At 70.5% G+C, this 20,287-nt stretch carries 18 protein-coding genes and 1 tRNA gene; 8 read left to right on the forward strand and 11 right to left on the reverse strand.

Annotation, left to right across the window (positions count from 1 at the left end; all coding sequences use genetic code 11):
• Nucleotides 1-27: 27 nt before the first annotated feature.
• The 4 genes from CDO52_RS25375 to CDO52_RS25390 form a co-directional block, all read right to left on the reverse strand.
• Nucleotides 28-4,857, reverse strand: a complete 4,830-nt coding sequence (locus CDO52_RS25375; RefSeq protein ID WP_094932752.1) for a TIGR02680 family protein — start codon at nt 4,855-4,857, stop codon at nt 28-30.
• A gap of 129 nt (nt 4,858-4,986) precedes the next feature.
• Nucleotides 4,987-6,255, reverse strand: coding sequence for a TIGR02678 family protein (locus CDO52_RS25380; protein ID WP_094932753.1), 1,269 nt, complete (start codon nt 6,253-6,255; stop codon nt 4,987-4,989).
• 118 nt (nt 6,256-6,373) lie between these two features.
• Complete coding sequence (locus CDO52_RS25385) at nt 6,374-7,165, reverse strand: DUF2397 family protein (protein WP_017618617.1); 792 nt, start codon at nt 7,163-7,165, stop codon at nt 6,374-6,376.
• Between the two features lie 197 nt (nt 7,166-7,362).
• Nucleotides 7,363-7,884 carry a hypothetical protein gene (locus CDO52_RS25390; protein ID WP_017618616.1) on the reverse strand — a complete coding sequence of 174 codons (522 nt, stop codon included), beginning with the start codon at nt 7,882-7,884 and terminating at the stop codon, nt 7,363-7,365.
• A gap of 181 nt (nt 7,885-8,065) precedes the next feature.
• Here CDO52_RS25390 and CDO52_RS25395 point away from each other — a divergent pair, with 181 nt between their 5' ends.
• Nucleotides 8,066-8,572 carry a Zn-ribbon domain-containing OB-fold protein gene (locus tag CDO52_RS25395; protein WP_051060728.1) on the forward strand — a complete coding sequence of 169 codons (507 nt, stop codon included), beginning with the start codon at nt 8,066-8,068 and terminating at the stop codon, nt 8,570-8,572.
• The gene (locus CDO52_RS25400; RefSeq protein ID WP_017618614.1) at nt 8,569-9,759 is read left to right on the forward strand and encodes a lipid-transfer protein; all 1,191 of its coding nucleotides are present in this window, start codon (nt 8,569-8,571) and stop codon (nt 9,757-9,759) included. The genes CDO52_RS25395 and CDO52_RS25400 overlap by 4 nt, the downstream gene beginning before the upstream one ends.
• Nucleotides 9,760-9,889: 130 nt before the next feature.
• Here CDO52_RS25400 and CDO52_RS25405 read toward each other — a convergent pair whose 3' ends face one another.
• The 6 genes from CDO52_RS25405 to CDO52_RS25430 form a co-directional block, all read right to left on the reverse strand.
• Complete coding sequence (locus CDO52_RS25405; RefSeq protein WP_094932754.1) at nt 9,890-10,189, reverse strand: hypothetical protein; 300 nt, start codon at nt 10,187-10,189, stop codon at nt 9,890-9,892.
• 20 nt (nt 10,190-10,209) lie between these two features.
• Nucleotides 10,210-10,506: a hypothetical protein gene (locus CDO52_RS25410; RefSeq protein ID WP_017618612.1), complete on the reverse strand. Its 297-nt coding sequence runs from the start codon at nt 10,504-10,506 to the stop codon at nt 10,210-10,212.
• Nucleotides 10,507-10,514: 8 nt separating this feature from the next.
• Nucleotides 10,515-10,781: a hypothetical protein gene (locus tag CDO52_RS25415; RefSeq protein ID WP_017618611.1), complete on the reverse strand. Its 267-nt coding sequence runs from the start codon at nt 10,779-10,781 to the stop codon at nt 10,515-10,517.
• A gap of 16 nt (nt 10,782-10,797) precedes the next feature.
• Nucleotides 10,798-11,067 carry a hypothetical protein gene (locus CDO52_RS25420; RefSeq protein ID WP_017618610.1) on the reverse strand — a complete coding sequence of 90 codons (270 nt, stop codon included), beginning with the start codon at nt 11,065-11,067 and terminating at the stop codon, nt 10,798-10,800.
• 767 nt (nt 11,068-11,834) lie between these two features.
• Nucleotides 11,835-12,044: a hypothetical protein gene (locus CDO52_RS25425; RefSeq protein ID WP_017618609.1), complete on the reverse strand. Its 210-nt coding sequence runs from the start codon at nt 12,042-12,044 to the stop codon at nt 11,835-11,837.
• Between the two features lie 159 nt (nt 12,045-12,203).
• A tRNA-Tyr gene (locus CDO52_RS25430) sits at nt 12,204-12,285 on the reverse strand.
• 266 nt (nt 12,286-12,551) lie between these two features.
• Between CDO52_RS25430 and CDO52_RS25435 the strand changes: the two genes are divergently transcribed.
• The gene (locus CDO52_RS25435) at nt 12,552-13,049 is read left to right on the forward strand and encodes a YajQ family cyclic di-GMP-binding protein (protein WP_017618608.1); all 498 of its coding nucleotides are present in this window, start codon (nt 12,552-12,554) and stop codon (nt 13,047-13,049) included.
• A 133-nt stretch (nt 13,050-13,182) separates the two neighbouring features.
• Here the strand turns inward: CDO52_RS25435 and CDO52_RS25440 are convergent, their stop codons facing one another.
• Nucleotides 13,183-14,052: a M48 family metalloprotease gene (locus tag CDO52_RS25440; protein ID WP_017618607.1), complete on the reverse strand. Its 870-nt coding sequence runs from the start codon at nt 14,050-14,052 to the stop codon at nt 13,183-13,185.
• Nucleotides 14,053-14,791: 739 nt separating this feature from the next.
• Between CDO52_RS25440 and CDO52_RS25445 the strand changes: the two genes are divergently transcribed.
• The 5 genes from CDO52_RS25445 (at nt 14,792) to CDO52_RS25465 (ending at nt 20,212) form a co-directional block, all read left to right on the forward strand.
• Nucleotides 14,792-16,645, forward strand: coding sequence for a 2-oxoacid:acceptor oxidoreductase subunit alpha (locus CDO52_RS25445; protein WP_017618605.1), 1,854 nt, complete (start codon nt 14,792-14,794; stop codon nt 16,643-16,645).
• An 85-nt stretch (nt 16,646-16,730) separates the two neighbouring features.
• Nucleotides 16,731-17,717: a 2-oxoacid:ferredoxin oxidoreductase subunit beta gene (locus CDO52_RS25450; RefSeq protein WP_152471608.1), complete on the forward strand. Its 987-nt coding sequence runs from the start codon at nt 16,731-16,733 to the stop codon at nt 17,715-17,717.
• 450 nt (nt 17,718-18,167) lie between these two features.
• Complete coding sequence (locus tag CDO52_RS25455; RefSeq protein ID WP_094932755.1) at nt 18,168-18,815, forward strand: phosphatase PAP2 family protein; 648 nt, start codon at nt 18,168-18,170, stop codon at nt 18,813-18,815.
• A gap of 9 nt (nt 18,816-18,824) precedes the next feature.
• A complete protein-coding gene (locus CDO52_RS25460) occupies nt 18,825-19,487 on the forward strand; it encodes an SDR family oxidoreductase (RefSeq protein WP_017618602.1) in 663 nt (220 codons plus the stop codon).
• A 179-nt stretch (nt 19,488-19,666) separates the two neighbouring features.
• Nucleotides 19,667-20,212, forward strand: a complete 546-nt coding sequence (locus CDO52_RS25465) for a hypothetical protein (RefSeq protein WP_026125793.1) — start codon at nt 19,667-19,669, stop codon at nt 20,210-20,212.
• Nucleotides 20,213-20,287 lie beyond the last annotated feature (75 nt).

The raw sequence follows: 20,287 nt of genomic DNA on the forward strand, positions 1-20,287 counted from the left end.
GGTCTCCCGGCCGCCGGGAGCACGTGATCACACCCCGATAAGGCGCCTCCGCCGCCCGTCCCAGCTGAAGTGCAGGGTGGCGATGCCCGGCACGGCGGGATCGCGCAGACACTCGTAGATGTGCAGGCTCGGCACGTTCGGGAAGCAGCCCCAGACCCGTTCCGAGGTCAGCACGAAGTCGAGGTCGAGCTCGACGAGCAGTCCCAGGAGGCGCCCGTGGGTGGGTTCGTCGACCTTGGCGAAGGCGTCGTCGAGCAGGATGAGCCGGGGCGCGGTGGGGGCCTGCTCGGCCAGCGCGTCGAACTGCGCCGCCGCGGCGGCGAACAGCACCAGATAGGCGATGACGCGCTGCTCGCCCTGGCTCAGGGCGGTGCGGTGGCTGAGCCGGCGTTCGCGCTCGGGGTAGGCGGCGTTGGTCACGTACACGGTGAACGCGAACCAGGAGCGGTAGTCCAGTGCCGCCCGGAGCTGCGCGCCACCGGTCGCCGTCGGGTCCAGTCGGCGGATCGCCTCGATGCAGCGGCGCAGCGCGTCACGCAGCCGGGTGCTCTCCACCCGGGTGCGCTGTGCGGCGGGTCGCGCCAGCAGCGGCACAACGGCCTGGATGTCCTCGTCGGCATCGGGGGCGAGGTCCCACTCCAGCCGGACGCCCAGGCCCTGGGACGTGGTGACGTCGCCCAGCACCCCGTTCATCGAGGAGATGAGCGCCCGGGCGGCGTCGATCTGCTGGGAGAGGTGTCCGGCGAGCTCACCGAGCAGGTGGCGCTCGAACGCCTCCTCCTCTCGGATCAGTACGGCCTCCTCGGCCTGGGCGATGGCCCGGTCGAGGCGGTCGGCGTAGTCGGTGATGTCGTAGGAGCCGCCGTCGTCGTGCACGGTGACGCGCTTGAGCCCCGCCGGTTCGGTGAGCTCGGTGCGCGCGCCCACGGCCCCGCTGGAGGCGAGAAGCCGGTGCAGCTCCTCACGGCGCCGCAGGATGCCGCTGTCGTCGATCAGCGGGTCCTCGGCGCCCTCCCCGAGCCCGGCCTCGATGGCGGCCACGAGGGCGTCCAGCTCACGCACGCGCTCGGCCAGGGCGTCGTGGTCCTCCGCGTCCTCGGCCCCGGCGTCGTCGGTCGCGCCGTCGGTGGCCGGCTCCGCGGTGTCCTCCGCGCCGTCCGCGGTTTCGGTATCGCGCCGTCCGGCCAGAGGGGCGACGTCGGCGAGACCGGCCGCCGCCAGCAGAGTGGTGTCGGGCCGTCCGTCGGCGTCCTCGATCATCCGGTGCAGTCCGTCGCCCGCGGCACAGGCGCGACGGGCCTGCCCGGCGCGTTCGAACACGGCGGTGTCGAGGCGGGTCTCGGCGGCGACACGGTCGTCACGGGCCTGCTGGGCCGCGCGCTCCACCTCGGGGAGGCGTTTCTCGGCCTCCTCCATGCGCCCGCGGACCTCGCCCACGGCCGTCTCGATCTGCTCGGGTACGGCCACACGGGCGCGGTCGGTCAGCTCGATCTGGCGGCGCACGGTGATCATGTCGCCGATGGCGGCGGTGCGCGCGTCCTCCGCGATGATGCGGTCGGAACGCGTGCGCTCCCAGTCTGCGGTGTGCCGCTGGTACTCCTCCAGCTGGACGGCGAGGGCCTCCAGATCGCGGTAGGCCGAGGCGATCTGCACGCGCAGCCGGTCGAGCACGGTCAGGGTGCCGGTGAGCTGGTCGGGGGCGGCGGGCAGGGCGTGCTCGGCCGCCGGTTCGGCCATCTCCGAGCGCAGCGCCAGGGCGTCGCGGCGGGCGGCCTCGGCGGCGTCGGTCGCGGCGGTGTGGTCGCGCTTGGCGTCGGCCAGCCAGGAGCGGGCGTTGTCCAGCGCCGCCCACGCGGCGGCGAGGCCGCCGGGGTCCGGCAGGTCCCGGACGGTCGCCACGAGGGCGCCGTGCCTCTGCTCGATGTCGCTGCGCCGCTCCCCCGCCTCGGCCAGCAGGGCCTCGGCGATGTCGATGCGCCGGTCGATGTTGGCGACGTGGCGGTCGTTGGTATCGGTGCGCACGTCCGCGCCGATGTACTCGGGGGCCGACTTGAAGTGGGCGCCGGAGGTGACGCCGAGCCGCCACCGCCCGTCGAGGGAGACCGCGCTCGCCGGGGGTGAGGCGCTGTCCCGCCGGTGCCGGGGCTGGGGGTCGACGACCTCCTCGCCGGGGGCGGGCAGCAGCCCGATGGAGCACAGCAGCGCCTCGACGGTCCTGGGCGCGATGCCGGAGTCGCCCATGTCGGCCGGGGTCAGCGCGTCGAGGAGGGTGCGGCCGTTGGCCTGGCGCGAGGGGGTCAGGACCAGGTCGCGGGTTCCGGGGTCGACGACCGCGCCGTCGGCCGTGATCCACCCGGACAGCAGGCCGCTCGCCTCGAGGGCGGCCTCCAGGCCGGCGCGCTCCGACGTCGTGAGTTCGGGGGTGAAGTCGACGGCCATGTAGAAGGGGAGGCCGGCGCTGGGCCTGCGGGGGGCCGTCGCCCACTGGGGGCGGGCCGCGGGGATGTGATCGCTCCCGTTGTCCTTGCGGTCGGCGAGGTCGTCGAGCTCTCCGGCGAGTTCGCGCTCCTCGCCGACGGCGGTGTCGCGCCGGGTGCGCAGGTCGCGCAGGAGGGGGTCGACCATGTCGTGCACCGCGTCGGCGATGGTCGCGGGGACGTCGGCGTCGAGCACCCGCCGCGCGTCGTCGAGCGGCAGCTCGACGTGCTCCTCGAGGGCGGCGACGGCCTCGTTCAGGTCGGCCTCGGGAACGACCTCGCGCAGCCGGGTGGTCCATTCGCGGACCTGGTGGGCGTAGTCGGCGCTGGCGGTGCGGACCGCGTCGATGGCCGACCGCTCCCGTTCGGCGGCGCGTTCGAGCGCGGCTTCGGCGGCCTCGGCCTCGCCGTCGAGTGCGGCCTCGCGGCGCTCGGCCGCCGCCCGTTCGATGGCGCGGTCGCGCAGCGCCGCGGCGGTCTCGGCGCGCGCCGCGGCCGCCCCGTCGGCGTAGCCGAGCAGGTCGTGCAGCTCGGCGAGTCTGCCGCGCAGCTCGACGAGGTCGATACCGGCCACCGGATCGCGTTCGACGGCCTGTTCCAGGCCCTCCAGGTCGACGTGGGTGACGCTCTCGCGGGGCGCGAGGATGGTCGGCACCGGCTGCGGCACCTGCCCGAGCGTGCCGGGATCGATGCCCCCGGTGCGGGCGGTCTCCTCCATCTCGGAGTGCAGGCGCTGCAGGCCGGACAGGGCGCGTTCGATCGAGGCGATGTCGTTGGTCAACCTCTCCTTGGCGCGCTCCTCCGACATCAGGGCGTAGCCCGCGGCCGTCCAGGCGGCTTCGGCCGCGCGGATGTAGGCGCTGACGGCGGCCTGGCGCGCCTCGTGCTCCTGGACGCTGACACCGGCGTCGGCCATGGCGCCCGCGGTGAGGGTGTCGGCGTCGGAGGCGGCGGTGTCGCGCGTGCGGCGGAGCCGGTCGCGCTCTTCCTGGACGGCGCTCTCGGCCGCGACGAGCTGGTCGAGCTCGTCGGTGAGGCGGGCGACCTCGGAGTCGCGATGCTGGTACTCGCCGATCTGCTCGCGGACGGCGTGCGCCTCGGTGCGCAGGGTGCCGCGCAGGTAGCTCCGGTAGTCGGTGAGGAAGGCGGAGACCTGGTCGCGTGCCGTGCCGAGGGAGGCCAGGCGGTCGCGTGCCTCCTCCAGGTCGGCGATATTGCGCGCGACCTCGTCCAGGACGGTCTCGTCCATGGGAGGCAGGGCCTCGGCGAGGACCGAGACGAGCTCACCGGCCTCCAGCCGCTCGCCGATGGTGGGGCGGCGCAGCCGGTAGAGGAGGTGGATGAGGTTGCGGTAGCGGACGGGGTCGTCGATGCCGAACAGCTCGCGCATGACCCGGGCCCGGTAGGTGACCGGGGTGTCGTAGCAGTTGTCCTGGCCGACCTCGGTGCGGAGCCGGTCGATGGGCATCGGGCGGTCGTCGACGGCGAGGCTGAGATCCGTGCCGACGCGGCGGTCGGTGACGAAGAAGACGCTGCGGGCGCCGGTGTCGGCGGACGCGGTGATGGCGGCGCCGAGCGTCAGGTGGGCGGCGCCGGACTCCTCGGTGTCGCCGTCGCGGACGAACTCCACCCACAGGTAGCCGAGGAGGGAGGTGGTGGGGGCGGAGTCGGTGTTCTCGTCGCCGCGGCCCGCGCCGTCACGGTCGTCGTCGCCGTCGGCGGGGGTGCGGCCGTCCAGCATGAGCCAGCGCAGGCTGGTGCGGCTGGTGCCGGTGGTGTCGAGGCGGCGGGCGTCGCCGTCGAGGAGGAACGGCAGCAGCATCTCCAGCGCCTTGGACTTGCCGGTGCCGTTGCGTCCGCGCAGCAGGAGGCGGCCGTCCGCGAAGTCGAAGGTGTGGTCGTCGTACTGCCAGACGTTGCAGATTCCGGCGCGGTTGAGCCGGTACCGGCAGGCGCGGTCCGCCTCCCCGTCGCTCGGCGACCGACGGTCCGCGGACGCGCCTGCCGGCGTGTCCGGTGCGTCAGCGGCGTCGGTGCCGGCGGCGCCGTTTCCTGCCGCGGTCTCCTCGGTGCGCTCTTCCAGCGCGGTCCCGGACCGGGCCGGAGCGTGGCCGTTCGGGGACGGGGCGGCGGCCGCGCCGTCGTCCTCGGATACCGGGGCGCCAGACGACGCCAGGAGGTCGGTCCCGCTGTCCTCGCCCGCACCGGCTTCGTCGGATGGGGACGGCGCCGAGGGAACCGTGCGGTCGTCGCCGCCCTGGGCCGGGCCCATGCTGCGGACCTGCCGCATCACCGAGGCGATCGGGTCATCCAGGTCGGACATCGACGTCTCCGCTCCCTCGATCATGTTGGCGGCGCCCTTCGCCCCGCTCCCGCTCACCGGCCGTCCTCCGCACCGTGTCCTGCGTCGGCCTCGCGCCGGGGACCCCGCCCGTCGGCGGTCCTGACATTGTCCCGGATCCCCGCGGGCGGACGGACGCCATCGGCGCAGAAGACATCGCTCGCCGTGTCACGCTCGCTCTCCCGGCACCGACTCCGTTTCTTCTCCCTCACCCCGCACCGTTGTCGCGTCCGCGCGCTGCGATCGCTGCCCCCGTCTGCCTCCGTACCGGGCGGCGGCCGCGAGGAGGCTCCAGCCGTCGTACCCGGTGGCGCTCGGCGAGGGGTGGCTCATCAGACCGGCGTCGCGGAGCAGTCGGAGCACACGGTGGGTGAGGTCGTCCTGGTCGGGGATGTGGGAAAGGGCGGTACGGGACCAGCAGTGGCGCGGCTCGGCGTCGGGAGCGACAACGGCGGCGATCTCGGTGCGCAGGGTGTCGGGGGGCACGGGGACAGCGTGCACGGGTGAGTGCTCCGGACGCAGCCGCGCGATCAGGCGCTCCAGCAGAAGCAGCGCCGCCTGGCCGATCGGGTCGCCGCTGGGGAAGACGGCGCCGCGGTCCTCCTCGGTCTCGTCGGGCATGATCAGCGCGATGCCCTCGGCGCGGATCTCGGCGTCGCAGCCGAGCAGCTCGCCGAGTTCGGCGACGGCCCGCCACTGGTGGTGGGCGAGGCGCTCGCGCTGCCGCTCGGACAGGTCGGCGCGGTAGACGACGGGCGTCTCGGCGAGCATGCGACGCAGCGCGACCTCACCGGCTTCGTCGCCCGACGGGTCGGTGCCCTCCATCCCCTCCACGAAGACGGAGGGGTCGGGAGCGGAGTGCGGCGGGTGCGCGACCACGCGGCGGGCCAGCTCCAGATCGACTTCCAGCCACACCTCCCGCGCCCCGTCGGCGGCGTACCCGGAGTACGCGGCGAGCGTCCCCTCGCGTTCGGTGATCACGCCCCAGCCGACGAGGTGGCGCAGTGCGGCGGCGAAGGTGCGGCGCTCGGCCATCCGGTCGCGGGGGTCCAGGTCGAGTCCGGCCTCCGTGGCAGCGGCATGCACGTCGGCGGCCAGCCGCGACACCGGAAGCGTGGGCGGCGCCTCCACCAGGGCGGCCAGGGCGAGGGCGAGGTAGGTGTAGGCGCGCGGGGAGAAGTGGGCGCCGCTGGACCGGGTGAGGGGGCGGGCGACGGACCGGACGAGGCCGGTCTTGGCGAGGCGTGCGTGGTCGGCCGCGACCGTCAACCGGTAGTCCAGGATTCGGTGGAACCGCTGGATCAGCCAGTCGGAGTGGGCGCGGATGACCGCGAAGTCCTCGGGGTGGGTGCGGGCGGTGACGATCGGGGCGGTCAGGAGCCGCCGCGCGGCCGCCTGGCGCTCTCCGATGAGCGCGATGTCCTCGCTGGACTCCACTGGTGTCCGTCACCTCCTGCGCCTGGTTATGTGCTTCTCGGGGCCGAAGGGGCGCCGGTCGTCTCGTGGTGGTCGGGGTAGGCCAGGGCAGTGCGCCGATGAGATCGCCCGGCCCGATTCACGCCTGGCGGACCAGCCGGATCCCGGGATCCAGCCCCGCCAGCCCGCAGTCGTCCGTCGTCGTGTCGGACACGGCGGTGTCGTCGGTGTCCTCGGTGTCGTCGATCTCGTCAGCGTCGGTCCCCGCGTCGACCGCGTATGCGGTGATCTGCATCCGCAGGCCTTCGAGTGTGAGGTCGCCGTCAGCCCCCCGCAGGGTGATGCGTGCCGTCGGAGCGCTGCGGATGTGCAGCCGGATACCGAGTTCGAGGTCTCCGGCGGAGACGGGGGAGAGGGTGGCGTCACCGGCGCTCAGGGTGGCGGTGAGGAGTTCCATGAGCACCTCCAGCGCGAGGCCGGACAGGTGCGGCCGGGCATTGTCGCCCGTGGGTTCGGCCAGCACGCGGCGCAGCTCCTGGGCGGCGGTGCGCCGCCAGTGAGCGGAGGACTCGGCGGCGTCGCGCAGGCGCGCCTGCTGGTCGGTGTGGTCGGGGATGGGGGCGGGGGGCAGAGCGCTGGTGAGCCGGAGGGCGGCGGTGCGGGCGAGTGGCGCGTCCCACCAGCTCGTGGTGGCGGCGACGGCGTCCTCACCGGTGCCGCCGAGGTGGCGGGCCGGGTGGACCGCGAACGCGGCGGTGAAGAGCTCGTGCGCGGTGTCGGTCTCAGCGGCTTCGAACCAGGAGGCAAGGCGGAGCAGCGCGGCGCGGCCGTGCCTGGGCACAGGCACACCCGTGTCGTCCGCGCGCTCGCTGGCCCGCGCGACGCCGTCGTCGGCGGTCGCCGTCGTCGCCTGGTTCGCTGAGTCACCCACAACTCAGCAGACTAAAGACCCTGGGCCACTGTCGCGCCCAAAACCCGGGCTCCGACATCCGCGGCGATACCCGAAACTACGCCTTGACCTGCGAAGAAACCATCCCCTGTATTTCTTGAGGAGAACCCGTCCCCGCGACGGTGGCCGAGCGGTGTCGCGGGGACGGGTCGGCCAGTGGACCGGGCGGCCCGCGGTCCTTAGTCGGTCGACGGAACCATCAGCCGGCCGCCGTCGGCCTCCTCCATGCGCTCCTTCATGTCCGGGGGAAGCTCGGAGTCGTCCGGCACCGAATAGGCGGTGTAGTAGTCGTCGCCGTCGAAGTCCTTGGGGGTGTCGAGCTCGACGGTGACCGGGAAGGGGTCGTCCTGGCACTCGGGGAGGCACCAGGTTCCCGACACCGTGCCCTCGCCGACGGCCGGCGACTGGCCCCAGCCGGACCAGGTCAGGTCGGAAAAGGTGGTGAACTCCGAGGCGACCAGGACCTTCGGGCGCTGGTCGCGGAATCCCTCCTCGTTGCCGTAGGTGTTGAAGACGTAGATCTCGCCGTCGTCGCGGCCGTCCCCATCGGTGGGCGTGGGCTCGCCCGCTGTCGCTGTCCTGTCGGTCGGCGAGGGCGCGCCGCCCGGACCACCTCCGGAGCCGCCGTTTCGGTCCCCGCATCCGGCGACCGCTGTCAGGGCGCACAGCGCCCCGACGACAGCCAGGCGTGTCATGTCCATGTCGTCCCCTCCCACCACTGCGTTGGCTACGCCCCGTGGTGATCCCCTTTCTGCGAGCGATCTCACTTCCAGGTGACCCGGACGCGGGCCGCTGTCGTCGCGCACCCCCATGCGGCCGCCGCCCTATCTGCGTGCCACAACCCCCATTACCAAACAAGCGCTTGGCTGTTATAAGGGGGTCATGAGCACGCCACGGGTCTCCGCCGCCGAGGGATGGTTCATGGTCGACGCTGACGGTCCCCACCTCCTGGGGACACGCTGCGCGGACTGCGGAACCGTGCACTTTCCGCCGGAGCGGGGGTTCTGCCGCAATCCGTCCTGCTCCGGCGAGGATTTCGCGCACATCCGGCTCTCCCGGCGCGGCCAGATCTGGTCCTATACCGACAGCCGCTACCCGCCCCCGGCGCCCTACATCGCGCGGACCGATCCCTACGAACCCTTCACGCTGGCCGCGGTGGAGCTGGCGGCCGAGCGCATCGTCATCCTGGGGCAGACGGTGCCCGGCGTGACCGTCGACGACCTGGAGATCGGCCAGGAAGCGGAGTTGGCCGCGGGCGTGCTGTACGCCGACGACGCGTGCGAGTACCTCATCTGGAAGTGGCGTCCGCTGCCCGGCCCCGCAGAGGGCGGGGGCGACGGCGTCGATGCCCGCACACGGCCCCGGCCGGATGCGGGGCCGGGCCGATGACCGCCGCCGACGTCGCCGTCGCGGGCACCGGCATGCACCCGTGGGGAAAGTGGGGCCGCGGTTTCGTCGAATACGGCGTCACCGCCGCTCGAGCGGCCCTCGCCGACGCCGGCATCGAGCACACCGACGTCGGCTTCATCGCCGGAGCCTGCACCATCCGCAACGGTTACCCCGGGTTCGTGGCCGGGGCCACGTTCGCCCAGGCGCTCGGCTGGAGCGGCGCGCAGATCGCCAGCTGCTACGCGGCGTGCGCGAGTGGCGCGCAGGCCATCGCCGTCGCCCGCGCGCAGATCTTGGCCGGGCTGTGCGACGTCGCCCTGGTCATCGGCTCGGACTCCGCGCCCAAGGGCTTCTTCGCGCCCGTCTCCGGGGACCGCCCGGACGACCCCGACTGGCTCCGCTTCCGTCTCCTGGGCGCGACCAACCCGGCCTACTTCGCGCTGGCGGCTCGGCGCCGTATGGCGCTGTACGGCTCCACTTCGGCCGATTTCGCCCGGGTGAAGGTGAAGAACGCGGGCCATGGGGCGGCCAATCCCAACGCGCGCTACCGCGCGAAGGTCACCGAGGAGGACGTGCTCGCGTCCCCGATCGTGGCCGACCCGCTGCGGCTGCTGGACATCTGCGCGACCAGCGACGGGGCGGCCGCTCTGGTTCTGACCGGGGTGGACCACGCGCGCCGACGCCAGCGGCGGCCGGTACGCCTCAGCGCCGTCGCCACGGTCACGCCGCGCTTTCCGAACCACCTTCTGGAAATACCGAACTTCGCCACCGATTCCTGCCTCGTTCTCAACCCACCCGAGACGCCATTTCGCGCCTCCATCGCACAGGCCGCCTACGAACAGGCCGGGGTGGGGCCGGAGGATCTCGATCTGGCCGAGGTGTATGACCTGTCGACCGCCCTGGAACTGGACTGGTACGAGGACATCGGGCTGTGCCCGGTCGGGGACGCCGAGGGATTGTTGCGCGACGGCGCGACGGAGATCGGCGGGCGCATCCCGGTCAATCCCAGCGGCGGACTCGCGAGTTTCGGTGAGGCGGTCCCCGCGCAGGCGATCGCCCAGGTATACGAAATCACCCGACAATTGCAGGGGCGGGCCGACGACCGCCAGGTGCGCCCCGCACGCGTCGGAATCGCGGTGAATCAGGGCCTTTTCGGGCACGGCTCCGCGGTCGTCCTCCGACGGTGATCACAAAGGCGAGAGGATCCCCCGGCCCACCCCGGTGCGGGGAAAGGCGCGGGGAATCCTCCCTTTCTTTCGAATCTCGGCGCTGACTACGGCGACTAGGTCACGGCCGCCGCGTCACCCAACTACCTGATTAGTAGTGGTGGCCGTGGTGGTGATGGCCGTGGTGGCCGTGGTGGTGGCCGTGGTGGTGGCCGTGGTGGTGGCCCTTGTGCTTCTCAACATTCGTGTTGATCGGGCCGTTGGTGCAGTGGCCGGTGTGCTGCGGCGACGCGATCGGAATCGCGAGGATGTTGGCGTTGCAGAGCTGAATTGGAATCAGCTGCAGGTTGTTGTTGGCCGTGTAGCCGTCGGCGTGAGCGGGCGTCCCCATCATCAGGGCGCTCATGGCGGCCCCGGCCACGAGGGCACCCGCAGCGAACTTGCGCAGCATTGTGGAGCTCCTTACCAGAATCAGTAGTGGTGACCGTGGTGACCGTGGTGGCCGTGGTGGTGGCCGTGGTGACCGTGGTGGTGGCCCTTGTGCTTCTCAACGTTCGCGTTGATCGGGCCGTTGGTGCAGTTGTGGGTGTGCTGCGGCGAGAAGACCGGGATGCCGAGCAGGATGTTGGAGTTGCAGAGCTGGACCGGAATCAGCTGCAGGTTGTTGTTGGTCTGATGGCCGCCGTCTGCGTGAGCAGGCGCGGCGGACAGCACCGCGCCCATCGCAGCGCCAGCGACCAGGCCGGCGATACCAAGTTTGCGAAGCATGTGTTCCCCTAGTAGTAACCGTGGTGCTTGTGGTGGCCGTGGTGCTTGTGCTTCTCAACGTTCACGTCGATCGGCCCGTTGGTGCAGTGGCCGGTGTGCTGCGGCGAGAAGATCGGCACGGCGATCACGGCGTTGAGGTTGCACGCCTGGATCGGAACCAGTTGCAGGTTGTTGTTGGCCTGAGAGCCGTCCTGCGCGTAGGCAGGAGCGGCGGCCATAACTGCGCCCATCGCAGCGCCGGCGACTAGGCCGGCGATTCCCAGCTTCTGAAGCATGGGGTTCCTTCCTGAGTCAGTAGTGGTAACCGTGGTGCTTGCCGTGGTGGCCGTGGTGCTTGTGCTTGTCGACGTTCGCGTTGATCGGGCCGTTGGTGCAGTGGCCAGTGGTCTGCGGCGAAGCGATCGGCACACCCAGCAGGATGTTGGAGTTGCAGAGCTGGATCGGCAGCACCTGGAGGTTGTTGTTGGTCTGAGAGCTGCCATCCGCGTGAGCAGGCGCGGCCATGAACAACGCGCCCATTAGCGCGCCCGCCGCGAAGCCCGCGGAAACGAGCCTTTTCATGTCGGATCCCCCGAATTAAATAAGCGATGCTACTGAGAATAAGGGCACCCACACAGGCACCCCTTGATGCGGTGGACGTCGGCAATCATCATCCGAAGCCAAGAGTTTTGTCAACGCCAAAACGGGGAAATCCAAATGTCCATTTCATCCGTTCAGTGATGGTTGGAGAAGGAAATCACTTATCACACCGTGGTCCATTGACGAATCTTTTAGATATTCATTTACCGCACTCTATAAAACACCTTTAATCAAGGCGGATTCGGACTTGGCGGACGCCTTCCAGCACATGATTCGTACGTTGCCGACCCCGCCCGACGGATCAGAATCCCCTCAGGAAATCGGCGTGTCGCAGATCGGTATCTCGATACCCGGCAGAGCCCCGCGAGTGAGAAACAGTGACGGCATGGCATCCGTGCCCCGGTGACAGATGGCCCACATCCGCGACGAGCGTCGGCGTGTCCCCCACGGAAGGCACCCGCTCCCAGCGGCAGCCGAGCACGGGCCGCAACCGACGGAGACGGCGGAGAGGAACGAGGAACACGGCGGAGCACGACCACCGGCGCGGCCACGGACGTCACCGCGAACGGCCTTCGCGTCCGGCCCGACCGGAGGAGCCCCGACAAACACAAAAGCGCTCCTCGACCAGCACATACGCTGGTCAAGGAGCGCTTTCGGCGCAGCGACGCCGTCGGTGTCACATCGTCGGCGCGTATTCGACGCAAGTGATGACTTCTGCCCTGCTCCGAGCCCGCCCGCCCGGACTTCGCTCAGGACTCCTGGCCACGCCGACGGCGGCGGGCGTTGGCACCGAACACGGCGCCGATGACCCCGCAGGCCAGGATCACGAATGCCACGCCGGGGATCTGGGCGGCGCCGTCGAAGAATTCTCCGTTGGCGAAGCCGACCATCACGACAACGACGAGAAGGCTGACGGCGGCTTGGTCACTGATGCGGATCGGCGCGGACTTCGCGGACACGTAGGACCTCCGGACAAATCGAGGGTTGGAGCCATCGGCACTTGTACCATGTCCGCTTCGCGCCCCCGTGCGGTGCCGGTGCGGCGTCGTCGGGCACAGCCGTACGACACGAAAACGCCCCCTGACCGCACATGCTGGTCAGAGGGCGTTCTCCGTGGGTGGCAGGTGTAGGGTTCGAACCTACGTAGGCTGAGCCGGCGGTTTTACAGACCGCTCCCTTTGGCCACTCGGGCAACCTGCCTGGGATGCGGCGACGTGGTGTCGCGGCGCATGAATGAGGATAGCGGACATGTGGCGCGGACACGAAATCGAAAACCTCGCGGGCGTTTGGGACGGCGTTCGGCATGCTGTCAGGACGCTCGGGCCGCCACGCGGCTAAGCTCTGTCTCTGCCGCAGCCGGACGACATGGCCGTCGCGGACCGGCTGCGTCGACAACTCCCGTCGGGTGCCCTGCGGGGCGGGCCCGAAGGTCGTCTGCCAACCGTCTCTCAAAGGTGTGAACACACGTGGCCGCTGAGTCCAGTTTCGACGTCGTATCCAAGCTCGACCGCCAGGAGGTCGACAACGCGCTGAACCAGACCGGCAAGGAACTCTCCCAGCGCTTCGATTTCAAGGGGACCGGTGCCACCATCACCTGGTCGGGAGAGCAGGGCGTGGAGGTCCGCGCCAACTCCGAGGAGCGCGTCAAGGCCGCCTTCGAGGTGTTCAAGGAGAAGCTGATCAAGCGGAACGTCTCGCTCAAGGTCCTCGACCCGGCGGACGAGCCGAAGATCTCCGGCAAGGAGTACCGCCTCCCGGTCGCCCTCAAGGAGGGCATCTCCACCGAGGACGGCAAGAAGATCTCCAAGATCATCCGCGACGAGGGCCCCAAGGGCATCAAGGCCCAGATCCAGGGCGACGAGCTGCGGGTCAGCTCCAAGAAGAAGGACGACCTGCAGTCGGTCATCAACCTGCTCAAGGAGAAGGACCTCGACCTGGCCCTCCAGTTTGTGAACTACCGGTAGTCAGGCGGTCCGCGGCCTGCTCGCCCCTCTCGGTCCGGGCGGGCCGCTCGTATTTCTCTCCCTAGCTCTCTCCTGCTCGTCCGCTCCGGACCGGCCTGCCGACCCTCCCCTCGCGTTCGCGCGGGTTCACGAGTCAGTCGAGTCCCCAGCCGCCGTCCACGGCCATGCGCCGCAGGCGGCGGATGCGCTCGCGCGTGGGCGGGTGCACAGCGAAGACGCGGCTCATTCCCTGCGGCGGGAACGGGTGGGCGATCATCAGGTGAGCAGACGCGAGCAGCCGCCCCTCGGTGGGGAGGGGGTGGGTCCGGGTGCCCACCTCGATCTTGCGGAGGGCGTTGGCGAGGCCGATCGGGTCTCCGGTGAGGCGCGCCGCGGCCTCGTCGGCGCAGTGCTCCCGACCCCGTGTGACGGCGATCCGGATCACCAGTGCGGCGGCCGGGCCGAGAACCAGGAAGAGCAGCCCGCTCAGCAGGCTCGGCACATCCTCGTCCTCGGAATCGCCCAGCGGCAGCAGCAAGGCCAGGGCGGTCATCGACGTGATGATCGCGGCCAGTGTCGCCGCGACCGAGCAGACGACCGTGTCGCGATTGCGCACGTGCGCCAGCTCGTGCGCGATGACCCCGCGCAGCTCCCGCTCGTTGAGCAGGCGGAGCAGTCCGGTGGTGCAGCAGATGACGGCCCGGCGCGGCCCGCGTCCCGTAGCGAAGGCGTTCGGCGCCGGTGTCGGCGACAGATAGAGCCGCGGCATCGGCTGGCGTGCCTCGGTGGCCAGCTCCCGCACGATCCGGTAGAGCTCCGGCCGCTCGATCTCGCTGATGGGGCGCGCGCGCATGGCACGCAGCGCCATGGAGTCGCCGAAGAACAGCACCAGGCCGTTCATCACGATCACCAGGACGACTCCGAGCTGCAGCCCCTGCGCTCCCGCGAACGCCCAGCCGCCGATGACGACCAGCACCGATAGCCCGACGAGAAGGCACGCCGCGCGGATCGTGTTGCGGTACACGACGACTGCGCCCTCCTTCGCTCTCCGGTCCCTCTCCAGGCCCGTCCACCCATTCGAACGCGCAAGTCGTGGCCCCACGTTCCCGTCGTAGCGGGATGAACGTCACCACCGGATGGGAAAAGGAGCCAGATAAGCCCCGGAAGAGGGCGATAAGGGAAGAACCGGGCCACCAGGCGGGGCGGGATCCCATCGGCTGTCAGCGGATCTGGCGTCCTCTGCTCGGCCCTGCTCGCCCTTCCCTCGTCCAGCCGAAGACCGGCCGGAAAAGCACCGCGGGCCCGCCGCAGCCTGCCCCCGTGACCTCGGTCCACCCCTACCGGGACCCCGGCGGCCCAGCACAACTAGGGGTGTGATCTACCCCACCACTCCCCACTCGCCCGAGAAGGACGACCTATAGTGCAAGAGTGGTTCGTATCACGTTGATCGCCCAGCCGGCGGCGCCGCTCGTCGGCCGTCCGCTCCTGGACACCGTCCGCACCGCCGGGGTGATGTGTCGCCCCTAACCCTGCGCGGCCCGCCCCGCGCCGAGTCCCGAGAATGGCGCGGAATCGCGGACCGCTGCCGCGCGCGGATCCCGCTCCCGGTAGTCCATCGGTGCTGGTAAAGCGATCGCGGCCGTGATATCCAACGCGTTCCGCCCACCCAGGCGACCGGTCCCCCGCCCAGGGGCGAGAACTGAGGCAATCAGTGAGCCGCCACCCCCGTATGCGGTGGCTCCCCAAGGAGGTCGGCGATCTCAGTGACCAAACAGGTCCAACAACTCGACCGTGTCATCATCCGGTTCGCAGGAGACTCCGGCGACGGGATGCAGCTGACCGGCGACCGCTTCACCCAGGAAACCGCGTCGTTCGGCAACGACCTGTCCACCCTGCCGAACTTCCCAGCGGAGATCCGTGCTCCCGCGGGGACCCTTCCCGGCGTGTCCAGCTTCCAGCTGCACTTCGCCGACCACGACATCATGACACCGGGCGACGCCCCCAACGTCCTGGTGGCCATGAACCCGGCGGCGCTCAAGGCCAACATCGACGACCTGCCCGACAACGCCATCGTCATCGTCAACACCGACGAGTTCACCAAGCGGAACCTGGCCAAGGTCGGTTACGACACCAATCCGCTGGAGGACGGCACGCTCGAGGGGTTCAAGGTCAGTCCGGTCCCCCTGACCTCGATGACGGTCAAGGCGCTGGAGAGCTTCGACATCTCCAAGAAGGACGCCCAGCGCGCGAAGAACATGTTCGCGCTCGGCCTGTTGTCGTGGATGTACAACCGGCCGACGGAGGGCACCCTGGGCTTCCTGAAGTCGAAGTTCGCCCAGAAGCCGGAGATCCTGGCGGCCAACCTGGCCGCGTTCCAGGCCGGCTGGAACTTCGGCGAGACCACCGAGGACTTCGCGGTCTCCTACGAGATCAAACCGGCGCGGCTCGCCCCCGGCACCTACCGGAACATCACCGGCAACGTGGCCATCTCCTACGGCCTGATCGCCGGATCGCAGCTGTCCGGGCTGCCGCTGTTCCTGGGCTCCTACCCGATCACGCCCGCCTCCGACATCCTCCACGAGCTGTCGAAGCACAAGCGGTTCGGCATCCGCACCTTCCAGGCGGAGGACGAGATCGCGGGTGTGGGCGCGGCGCTGGGCGCGGCATTCGGCGGCTCCCTCGGTGTGACGACGACCTCCGGACCGGGCATGGTGCTGAAGGCCGAGACCCTCGGCCTCGCCGTGATGACCGAGCTTCCGCTGATCGTCATCGACGTGCAGCGCGCCGGCCCCAGCACGGGCATGCCCACCAAGACCGAGCAGGCCGACCTGCTGATGGCGATGTTCGGGCGCAACGGCGAGTCGCCGGTGCCGGTGCTGGCGCCGCGCTCCCCCTCGGACTGCTTCGACATCGCGATCGAGGCAACGCGGATCGCCACCACGTACCGCACCCCGGTCATCGTGCTCTCCGACGGCTACCTCGCCAACGGGTCGGAGCCCTGGCGTATCCCCGACGTCGGCGGCCTGCCCGACCTGTCGGTGAACTTCACCACCGAGCCCAACGGCCCCGACGGGGAGTTCCTGGCCTACCAGCGCGACCCGGAGACGCTGGCGCGACCGTGGGCGGTGCCCGGGACCGCGGGGCTGGAGCACCGCATCGGCGGCATCGAGAAGAGCTCCGGCAGCGGCGACATCTCCTACAGCCCGAGCAACCACGACCTGATGGTGCGCTCGCGCCAGGCCAAGGTCGACGGGATCGCGCGGGACCTCCAGCCCCTGGAGGTCGACGACCCCACGGGCGACGCGCGCGTCCTCGTGCTCGGGTGGGGCGGCACCTACGGCTCGATCGGGGCCGCCGTGCGGCGGGTGCGGCGCGCGGGGGGCAAGGTCGCCCAGGCGCACCTGCGGTATCTCAACCCCTTCCCGGCCAACCTCGGTGAGGTGCTGCACAGCTACGACCGGGTTCTCGTCCCCGAGATCAACCTCGGCCAGCTCGCGCTCCTACTGCGCGCGAGGTTCCTGGTCGACGTCATTGGCTACACGAAGGTCCGCGGTCTGCCGTTCAAGGCCGAAGAGCTGGCGGGCGTGGTTCAGGAGGTCATCGACCGTGCCGAGTGACAAGGCTTCCAACGCGGCGTCGGAGCAGGGCGGATGGACCCCCAAGGGCCTGAAGCTCGTCCCGCGCGGCGACGCGTCGTACAAGATGAAGGACTTCAAGTCCGACCAGGAGGTGCGCTGGTGCCCGGGCTGCGGGGACTACGCGATCCTGGCGGCGTTCCAGGGGTTCCTGCCTGAGCTGGGCGTGCCCCGGGAGAACATCGTCATCATCTCCGGGATCGGCTGTTCCTCGCGGTTCCCGTACTACCTGAGCACCTACGGCATGCACTCGATCCATGGGCGGGCGCCGGCCATCGCCACGGGACTCGCGGCGAGCCGACCGGACCTGTCGGTGTGGGTGATCACCGGTGACGGCGACGGGCTGTCGATCGGCGGCAACCACCTCATCCACGCGCTGCGCCGCAACGTCAACATCAACGTGCTGCTGTTCAACAACCGCATCTACGGGCTGACGAAGGGGCAGTACTCGCCGACCTCCGAGGCGGGGAAGGTCACCAAGTCCTCGCCGATGGGGTCGCTGGACTCCCCCTTCAACCCGGTGTCGCTGGCGCTGGGGGCGGAAGCGGGCTTCGTGGCGCGCACCGTCGACTCCGACCGCAAGCACCTCACCAGCGTGCTGCGCGCCGCGGCCGACCATGAGGGCGCGTCGTTCGTGGAGATCTACCAGAACTGCCCGATCTTCAATGACGACGCGTTCGAGCCGCTGAAGGACCCGGCCGAGCGCGACACCCGGTTGCTGCGGCTGGAGCACGGCGAACCGCTGCGCATCGGTGAGGACCGGGGCGTGGTGCTCGGCGAGTACGGCGAGCTGGGCGTAGCCGACATCGCGGACGTGGGCGAGGAGCGAATCCTCCGCCACGACGCGCACCGTGCCGACCCGGGATTCGCGTTCGCCCTGTCGCGGCTGGACTACCCGGCCTTCGACCACGTGCCGGTGGGGATCTTCCGTGACGTCGCGCGTCCCACCTACGACGAACTCATGGCCGAACAGTTGAGCGAGGCCCAGGCGACGCAGGGGCGCGGCGAACTGGCCAGCCTGCTGGCCAGCGGCGACACCTGGACGGTGGAGTAAAGCGAGGATCCGGCCGGGGAGCGCCACCCGGTACGGCGAGGAACATCACCAGCGACGAGAATCACCGACACCGACGGCAGGGGCCGTGCACCGGAAAGCTCCGGTGCACGGCCCCTCGCATTGTCGGCGTTCACGCTTCTCCGCGCGGCGTCGGCCCGAGCGCCGCAGCGTGCGTTGCTCCCCCGACGTAGGGCCACCCCCACCCTCCCCGCTCGGCCCAGCCCGACCCGCACCCCTGGAGCGAACACGAGAAATTCACCCAGATGTTGGGCAAAGCGTCGCTTTTAGGCCATGTTGATTAAACTCGTTGTTAGTCTTTCGCCCCTATGAGCGCACATTCGACCAGTTCTCCCCCTCGTCATCACAGACACACCCCGCCCCCGGAGAGAGGCGACGTGACTCCCGCGGCCCGGGCCGCTCCCCGACCGACGCGGCGTCCTCGCGACGACCATGATCGTCGCGGCGCTTCCGCTCCTGCTCCTCCTGTCCCTGGTCGCGGGCCAGTGGGCGCCGCTGATGTCCTTCGACCAGTCGCTGGCGCAGTCGCTGCACGACGCCATCGCCCCCTCACCCGGACTCGCGCACGGCCTGGAGCTGTGGACGGACGCGTTCGGAACCTGGGCGATGCGGATCGTGTCCCTGCTGGCCGCCGCCTGGCTGCTGATCCGCCGCCAGGTGAGCACGGCCGTCTGGGCCGGGGCGACCGTCTTCCTCGCCAACCTGTTCGGGCTGATCCTGAAGCTCACCGTGGACCGCCCGCGGCCGGAGTTCGCCGACCCGATCTCGGTGGCCGTCGGACCGTCCTTCCCCTCCGGGCACGCGCTCATGGCCGTCACCGGCATGGGCATCCTGCTCTTCGCCGTGCTTCCGCTACTGCGCGGCGCCTGGCGGAGCATCGCGTGGGTGGTGGCCATCGTCATCGCCCTGAGCACCGCGCTGTCGCGGCCGCTCTTGGGCGTGCACTGGGGCACCGACATCATCGCCGGCATGAGCCTCGGCCTGTTCACGGTCGCCCTGACGCTGCTGCTGTGGACGTTCCTGCCACCGATCGCGCGACGCTGGGACCGGCCGTCGCCCGCGTCGGCGCCGAAGGCATAGCCTGCGATCATGCGTATTGTCATCGCCGGAGGGCACGGAAAGATCGCGCTGCGTCTCGAACGACTGCTGGCCGCGCGCGGCGACAACCCCGTCGGCCTCATCCGCAATCCCGATCACGCCGACGACGTGGCGGCCGCGGGTGCCGAGCCCGTACTGATCGACCTGGAGTCGGCGACCGTCACCGAACTGACCGAGAAGGTCATGGGCGCCGACGCGGTGGTCTTCGCCGCCGGGGCCGGGCCGGGGAGTGGGGCGGCCCGCAAGAACACGGTCGACCGCGGGGCGGCCCGCCTGCTGGCCGACGCCGCCTCGCTGGCCGGTGTGCGCCGCTACATCATGGTCTCGGCGATCGGGGTCGACGACGGTCCCGCCCCCGACGCCGAACCGGTGTGGGCGGCCTACGTCGAGGCCAAGCGGGCGGCCGACGACGACCTGCGGTCGCGCAGCCTGGAGACCGACTGGACCATCCTGCGCCCGGGCCGCCTGACCGACGCGTCGGGGAGCGGGAAGGTCCGTCTGTCGGAGAAGACGGGCCGCGCCGAGGTGAGCCGGGACAACGTCGCCGCTGTGATCGTCGGGCTGCTCGACGAACCGGCCACCATCGGCAAGGTGCTCGAGCTGGTGGACGGGGAGACTCCGATCGGCGCGGCTGTGGCCGCCGTGGCGGAGTGATCGGGTCTGCGCATCCTTGTGGCCAGATATGCCCATAGGGGGCATCATGGGTGCGGTACGGCCCGGCGATGGTCCTCCGTAGCGAAGGTTCTCCGTAGCGGACACGGACGTTCGGCGGCGCTCCCCGCGCTCGCGGGGAGGGTCCGCGCCCCAGCGAACAGATAGGTACGGTTTCACACATGAGCGTCACGCAGGTCGTGAGGGACAGCACCGTCGTCGAGCATGCCAAGGTCGCGGCACAGCAGAAGCGCCGGATGTTCATCATCCAGCTGGATGTGAACGGCTACGACGACGGCTCCAGCAAGGTGCGGCCGGGTCTCACCCGCATCCTCGAGGGGATCGAGGAGGCCGGGTGGCGACTGGACCTGATCACGCCCACCGAGGACACCGAGGGCAAGTCCATGCGGCTGTTCATCTTCCGGCTCGACCCGCAACAGAGCGCTGAGCAGCCCGCGAAGGACACCGCGTCCCAGGAGGGCACGGGCGCCCACCAGACCTACCGCCAGCACCCGACCGGCGCCCAGCAGCAGGATGCCTACACCGGTTACCAGCAGCACACCGGCGGCCATCCGCAGCAGGGGTACGCCCACCCGGGGTACCAGCAGTACCCGGGCTACGAACAGCAGCCGGGGTACGGCTACGACCAGCAGCAGTACCCGGGGTACGGCCAGCAGCCCGGCTATGGCCAGCAGTACCCGGGCTACGGCCAGCAGCAGGGCTGGTAACCAGCGCCGCCTGAGGGGTCCCTGACCGGAGGGCGCCCGCCCTCCGCCCCGCTTCGTCTCCGACGTCGATCGGCC

The sequence above is a fragment of the Nocardiopsis gilva YIM 90087 genome, assembly GCF_002263495.1.
GTDB classification, from domain to species: domain Bacteria; phylum Actinomycetota; class Actinomycetes; order Streptosporangiales; family Streptosporangiaceae; genus Nocardiopsis_C; species Nocardiopsis_C gilva.

Excerpts from the sequence above, each read along its gene's own strand:
- CDO52_RS25390 (WP_017618616.1), bottom strand. The coding sequence starts at position 7,884 with ATGGACATGACACGCCTGGCTGTCGTCGGGGCGCTGTGCGCCCTGACA.
- CDO52_RS25395 (WP_051060728.1), top strand. The coding sequence starts at position 8,066 with ATGAGCACGCCACGGGTCTCCGCCGCCGAGGGATGGTTCATGGTCGAC.
- CDO52_RS25400 (WP_017618614.1), top strand. The coding sequence starts at position 8,569 with ATGACCGCCGCCGACGTCGCCGTCGCGGGCACCGGCATGCACCCGTGG.
- CDO52_RS25405 (WP_094932754.1), bottom strand. The coding sequence starts at position 10,189 with ATGCTGCGCAAGTTCGCTGCGGGTGCCCTCGTGGCCGGGGCCGCCATG.
- CDO52_RS25410 (WP_017618612.1), bottom strand. The coding sequence starts at position 10,506 with ATGCTTCGCAAACTTGGTATCGCCGGCCTGGTCGCTGGCGCTGCGATG.
- CDO52_RS25415 (WP_017618611.1), bottom strand. The coding sequence starts at position 10,781 with ATGCTTCAGAAGCTGGGAATCGCCGGCCTAGTCGCCGGCGCTGCGATG.
- CDO52_RS25420 (WP_017618610.1), bottom strand. The coding sequence starts at position 11,067 with ATGAAAAGGCTCGTTTCCGCGGGCTTCGCGGCGGGCGCGCTAATGGGC.
- CDO52_RS25450 (WP_152471608.1), top strand. The coding sequence starts at position 16,731 with ATGAAGGACTTCAAGTCCGACCAGGAGGTGCGCTGGTGCCCGGGCTGC.
- CDO52_RS25455 (WP_094932755.1), top strand. The coding sequence starts at position 18,168 with ATGATCGTCGCGGCGCTTCCGCTCCTGCTCCTCCTGTCCCTGGTCGCG.
- CDO52_RS25460 (WP_017618602.1), top strand. The coding sequence starts at position 18,825 with ATGCGTATTGTCATCGCCGGAGGGCACGGAAAGATCGCGCTGCGTCTC.
- CDO52_RS25465 (WP_026125793.1), top strand. The coding sequence starts at position 19,667 with ATGAGCGTCACGCAGGTCGTGAGGGACAGCACCGTCGTCGAGCATGCC.